The organism is Rhodovulum strictum (assembly GCF_009649175.1).
GTDB classification, from domain to species: domain Bacteria; phylum Pseudomonadota; class Alphaproteobacteria; order Rhodobacterales; family Rhodobacteraceae; genus Rhodovulum; species Rhodovulum strictum.
Window position 1 is genome coordinate 1 of sequence record NZ_WJPO01000063.1, and the last position, 2,418, is coordinate 2,418.

Sequence of the window (2,418 nt, forward strand, 5' to 3'; positions counted from 1 at the left end):
GCCAAGCCCCGCATGTCCGAACGCTGGGGCGTTGCGCGCGACCTGGACCGCTCGGCCGAGGCCCCCGTCCAGATCTTCACGCCCCGGAATTCCTCGGGCTTCGAGTGGACGAAGGCTTTCCCGCGCCTGCCGCACGGGTTCCGCGTCAGCTTTTCTGACGCCGAGCGGGACCATGACACCCGCCAGATCATGGTGATGCGGCCCGGCTACAGCGACGATTCCGGGCTGGTCGAACAGGTGCGGTACGCCGGGCTGGTCACCGAGGCCGAGGTGCGCAAGCGCGCGGAATACGACCTCGCCCAGGCCGACATGCGCGGGGTCTATTACACCCTCTCGGCACCGGCCGAGGCAATCGTCTGCAGGCGCGGCGACCTGGTCGGTGTCGTGCATGACACGCTCTCGGCGCAGGCCGGGGCCGGTCGGGTGATGGATGTGGCCCTCGACGGGGGCAATGTCGCCGCGATCCGCCTGGACAACCCTGTGCCCGTCTCGAACGAGCCCGACCTGCTGGCTGTCACGGACATGCGGGCCGTCACGGACATGCGGGCCATCGGCCGGCGCACCGGGGCCGCGATCCGGCGCACGACCGGCACGGTCACCGTGCATGCCGTCGCGGGCGGCACCGGCGAAACGGATGTCCTGGAATTCGACCCGCCGATACCGGCCGCCGGGATCGCAGAGGACGTGCTGGTCGCGGTGGGCGATCTGGGGCGCGAGATGCTGCGTGCGGTGGTCTTCGCGGTCGAGCCACGGGCGGATTTCATGGCCAGCCTGACGCTGGTCGACGAAGGAAAGGAGCTGTGGGCCTGATGGGAACGCGCGACATCTTCTCCGGGTCTTCGGCCGGACCGATTCCCGGCCCGAGCTTCCTGGACCAATACGCGATGCACATGGCGGCGCTGTACCGCGCCAGCTGCTTCCCGCTGACGGGGGTGGCGGGGGTGAACACCATCACGGCCACGCTGGATCCGCCGCTGGGGGCCAGCGGGCTGATCGACGGCATGCGGTTCGGGATCGGCTGGACGTCGGTCAACACGGGCGGCATGACGCTGTCGATCGGGGGGCTGCCGCCGGTGCCGGTGCTGGATGCCAAAGGCGCGACGCTTGTCCCGGGCGCCGTCAGCGCGGGGCTGCGCAGCACGCTGGAATATGTCGGCGGGGCGTTCCGGGTGCAGAGCCCGCTGCTGGCGGGCGAAACCATCGGCGCAGGCCCCTTCTACTGGCAGTTCGATTTGTCCGGGACGTGGACCAAGCCGCCCGGGTTGCCCGATGACCGGGCGGTGCTGGTGCATGCGATAGGTGCTGGCGGGGGGAGCAATCGCTACGCCCCGGGAGCAGGAGGCGCCTGCGCCATAGGCGTGTTCCGCGCTATACAACTGCCATCTTCCGTTGCCATCTCTGTCGGGGCAGGTGGTCTTGGGCGAACGGACTTTGGGGGTACAGCGGCGGCCGGCGACAGCACATTCGGATCGCTACTGACCGGCTACGGAGCCGGGCCAGCGTCTGCGTCTGAGGCCGCGAACGTCCCGGGTGCAATGTTCGGCCGGGGTACGACTGCCGGGTGGAACAGCGTGCTCGGTGGCGGCTACTACGTTGATGTTGGAGGTACCACCAACAGCAGCTGGTATGGCGGCGGCTGTGGCGCTCGGACATCAGGTGCTGTCGGGCGTTCCGGGATGGCAGGAAATGGCGGCAACGTAAACCAGCCCGGCAATGCGCCTGGCGGTGGCGCCGGGCTTTATCCCTCAGTAGGTGGCGCGGGCCCGCTGAACGGCGCCCGAGGCGAGGTGAGGATCTGGATATGAGACTCGCGCAGATCGAGGACGATCTGGTCGTCAACGTGATTGAGGCTGCACCCGGCGCGGTGCCCGACTGGGCCGCAGGCTGGCCCGAGGCGGGCGAGGCCGGGCCGGGCTGGTCCTATGCCGACGGCGTGTTCACGCCCCCGCCTGAACCCCCGCCCGCGGTGCCCGAGACGATCCGGGTGATCCAGTTCGTCCGGGCGATGCGGCTGACGCGCCCCGACGGGTCCGAGATCGACCCGGAAACGGGATATGCGGGGCCGACCGCCTGGGACACGCATCGCGCCACGATCGAGGCGCATCCGGACTGGGGCTACATCACCGAAATCCCGCGCCACGATCCGCTGACGCTGGCCGTCGCCGCGGCGATGGGCGCGACGGCCGGGCAGATGGACGCGATCTGGATCAGGGGGGCGGCGCTGTGATCCGGGACCTTCCTGAAAACCTAGCAACACAGGAGACCAACAGATGACCACCTATTCCAACGATCTGTACGATGCGGGGCTGCAAGTGCTTCGCGATGCCGTGACGCCGCGGCTGCACCTGTGCAGCCAGGAGCCGACGACCTATGCGCAGGCTGCGACCACGTACAAGCTGGGTACGAAGAACGCCCCCA

Annotated in this window: 3 protein-coding genes; all 3 read left to right on the forward strand. The window is 69.1% G+C overall.

Going from position 1 to position 2,418, the window contains the following annotated elements; translation table 11 throughout:
• Positions 1-810: hypothetical protein (locus tag GH815_RS18530; RefSeq protein WP_211365131.1), on the forward strand; the 810-nt coding region annotated here is incomplete at its 5' end.
• Positions 810-1,805, forward strand: a complete 996-nt coding sequence (locus GH815_RS18535; protein ID WP_153750204.1) for a hypothetical protein — start codon at positions 810-812, stop codon at positions 1,803-1,805. The genes GH815_RS18530 and GH815_RS18535, both read left to right, overlap by 1 nt.
• Positions 1,802-2,227, forward strand: coding sequence for a hypothetical protein (locus GH815_RS18540; protein WP_153750205.1), 426 nt, complete (start codon positions 1,802-1,804; stop codon positions 2,225-2,227). The genes GH815_RS18535 and GH815_RS18540 overlap by 4 nt, the downstream gene beginning before the upstream one ends.
• Positions 2,228-2,418 lie beyond the last annotated feature (191 nt).